The organism is Nocardia farcinica, assembly GCF_029867845.1.
Classification (GTDB): domain Bacteria; phylum Actinomycetota; class Actinomycetes; order Mycobacteriales; family Mycobacteriaceae; genus Nocardia; species Nocardia farcinica_A.
Map to the genome: position 1 here is coordinate 1 of NZ_JARWRU010000653.1, position 3,042 is coordinate 3,042.

Here is a 3,042-nt window from a genome sequence, read left to right on the forward strand (position 1 = left end):
TCCGCTCCGCTCCGCCCGGGAGAGGTTTCGATTATTCATGATCTTCACGCGTTTTGTTCGGGGGCGGCCCGTGGGGGGGGTGTTTGGGGGTTGCCCCGTGGGCTGGCGGCTCTGCTTCTGCGCGTGCGCCGCCGTCTTCCACGATGACCGCGATGGCGATCTTCGGGTTCTCTGCCGGTGCGAAAGCGATATACCAGGCGTGCGGCGGGGTGTTACGCGGGTCGGAGCCGTGCTCGGCGGTGCCGGTCTTGGAGGCGATCGTGTACCCGGACCGGCCGCTACCGGTGGTGTTCTGCTCCGACTCGATCATCATCCTGGTCACCTGGGAGGCCACCTCGGCGCTGACCGCCTGGCCCACCGAGACCGGCTTGGTCTCCGAGAGCTGACTCAGATCGGGCCCCTGGGTCGAGTCGACCAGGTACGGCTGCATGCGGACACCGCCGTTGGCGATGGTGGCCGCGACGACCGCGTTGTCCAGCGGGGTGAGCGCCACGTCGCGCTGACCGATGCTGCTCTGACCGAGCGCGGCGTCGTCGGGGATCGGGCCGAGCGTGCTCTCGGTCCAGTCCAGCGGAATGCCGGAGTGCTCGCCGATGCCGAAGGCCGCCGCGGTGTCCTCCAGCGCGGCCGCGCCAAGGTCGATGCCGAGCTCGACGAAGGCGGTGTTGCAGGACAGCCGGAAGGCGTTGGTCAGCGTGGTGGTCGGCTCGCCGCCGCACGGGTTGCCGTTGTAGTTCTCCAGCGACGTGCTGGTGCCGGGCAGCGTGATCGAGGGCGCGGCGGTCAGCCTGGTGTCCGGGGTGGCCACGCCGTTGGCCAGCGCGGCCGCGGTGACCACCACCTTGAACGTGGAGCCGGGCGGATAGGTCTGCGAGAGCGCGCGATTGAGCATCGGCTGGTCGGGATCGGACTGCAACTGCTCGAGCGCGGTGGTGGTCTCGGCCGCGTCGTGGCCCGCCAGCAGGTTGGGGTCGTAGCTGGGGGTGGAGACCAGAGTCAGGATCTTGCCGGTGCTCGGTTCGATGGCCACCACCGAGCCGGTGTAGCCCTTGGCGGTGAGCTGCTCGTAGGCGACCTGCTGCATGAGCGGGTCCAGGGTGGTCAGCACGTTGCCGCCGCGCGGGTCGCGACCGGACACCAGGTCGATGAGCCTGCGGCCGAACAGCTGGCTGTCGGAGCCGTTGAGCAGCGGATCCTCCGAACGCTCCAGGCCGCCGCTGCCGTTCTGCATGGTGTAGTAGCCGGTCACCGGCGCGAAGGCCTGCGGGTCGGTGGGGTAGACGCGCAGGTACTTGTACCGGTCGTCGGTCTCCACCGAGGAGGCGAGCACCGCGCCGCCCGCGGCGATCTGCCCGCGCTGGCGGGAGTACTCGTCCAGCAGCACCCGGGAGTTGCGCGGATCGTTGCGGTAGTCGTCGGCCTTGATCACCTGCACGTAGGTGGCGTTCATGAGCAGCGCGACGATCATGACCATCACCGCGACCGCTACCCGTCGTAGTGGTGTGTTCATTCCGCTTGCCTCGCCTCCGGGTGTCGCGCCCGCTGCTGCCTGGCCGGGCGGCGCAACATCTCGGTCTGCGCCTCGGCGATCGGCGCGGCGGGTTCGCGCTTGCGCACCGGAGCGGGCGCCCTCGCCGCGTCGGAGATCTTGATCAGCAGCGCGAGCAGGGCGTAGTTGGCCAGCAGCGAGGAGCCGCCGTAGGACATGAACGGCGTGGTCAGACCGGTCAGCGGGATCAGCTTGGTGACGCCGCCGACGACAACGAAGATCTGGATCGCCAGGGTGAAGGCCAGGCCCGCCGCCAGCAGCTTGCCGAAGCTGTCGCGCACCGCCAGCGCCGTGCGCAGACCGCGCACGATGAGCACCAGGAACAGGATCAGCACCGCGGTCAGGCCGATCAGGCCCATCTCCTCGCCGATGGTGGTGACGATGAAGTCGGTCTTGGAGAACGGCACCTGGTTGGGCCGCCCACTGCCGAGACCGGTGCCCGCCAGGCCGCCGGTGGCCAGGCCGAACAGCGACTGCGACAGCTGATAGCCGGTGTTGCTGTAGTCGGCGAACGGGTCGAGCCAGGTGTCGATGCGGATCTTCACGTGGCCGAAGATCTGGTAGGCCAGCGCGAAACCGGCCAGCAGCAGGCCGAAACCGATGATCAGCCAGCCCACCCGCTCGGTGGCGATGTAGAGCATCACCAGCACGGTGCTGAAGATCAGCAGCGAGGTGCCCAGATCCTTCTCCAGCACCAGCACGCCGATGCAGATCACCCAGACCGCGAGGATCGGGCCGAGGTCGCGGGCGCGCGGGAAGTCCATGCCGAGCCAGTGCTTGCCCGCCACCGTGAACAGTTCGCGCTTGGAGACCAGCACCGAGGCGAAGAAGATGATCAGCAGCAGTTTGGCGAACTCACCGGGCTGCACGCTGAAGCCGGGCAACCTGATCCAGATCTTGGCGCCGTTGATCTCCGACATGCTCGACGGCAGCAGCGCCGGGATCATCAGCGCGATCAGGCCGACCAGGCCGAGGGTGTAGCTGTAGCTGGCCAGCGTGCGGTAGTCGCGCAGCACCACGAGCACCCCGACGAACAGCACCATGCCCAGCGCGGTCCACAGGATCTGCTGGTTGGCGTCGGGGGAGGGGATCGGCACGCCGTTGAACACCGCGTTCTGGGCCGCGCCGAGGTCGAGGCGGTGGATCAGCACCAGGCCGAGGCCGTTGAGCACGGCCACGATCGGCAGCAGCAGCGGGTCGGCGAAGGGCGCGAACCGGCGCACGGCGGCGTGCGCGATCGCGTACAGACCGAGGAAGGCGGCGCCGTACTTGGCGATGTCCCAGGTGATCGACTGTTCCTGGCTGGCTTCCACCAGGAACAGCGCCGTGGTCACCAGGACAGCCGCGAACCCGAGCAGCAGCAGTTCCACATTGCGCCGGGTCGACGGCGGCGGCGCCGGCGCGAAACCACCCGGCGGACTCGGAAAGGCCCCGGCTGACGGCGGTGCCGGTGCGGACATCAGTCCGTCACCCGGCAGTTCTCCCCCGGAGTC

The 3,042-nt window shown here is 68.8% G+C and carries 2 protein-coding genes; both read right to left on the reverse strand.

Going from position 1 to position 3,042, the window contains the following annotated elements:
- Positions 1–31 precede the first annotated feature (31 nt).
- On the reverse strand, positions 32–1,510 hold the full coding sequence (locus QH283_RS14420; RefSeq protein WP_280503510.1) for a peptidoglycan D,D-transpeptidase FtsI family protein: 1,479 nt from the start codon (positions 1,508–1,510) through the stop codon (positions 32–34).
- Positions 1,507–3,009 (reverse strand): FtsW/RodA/SpoVE family cell cycle protein, encoded by a 1,503-nt coding sequence (locus QH283_RS14425; RefSeq protein WP_280503511.1) that lies wholly within the window; start codon positions 3,007–3,009, stop codon positions 1,507–1,509. The genes QH283_RS14420 and QH283_RS14425 overlap by 4 nt, the downstream gene beginning before the upstream one ends.
- Positions 3,010–3,042: the final 33 nt, after the last annotated feature.

What these genes read in the sequence shown, in the direction of transcription:
- QH283_RS14425 (WP_280503511.1), bottom strand. Translation starts at nt 3,009, where the DNA reads ATGTCCGCACCGGCACCGCCGTCAGCCGGGGCCTTTCCGAGTCCGCCG.
- QH283_RS14420 (WP_280503510.1), bottom strand. Translation starts at nt 1,510, where the DNA reads ATGAACACACCACTACGACGGGTAGCGGTCGCGGTGATGGTCATGATC.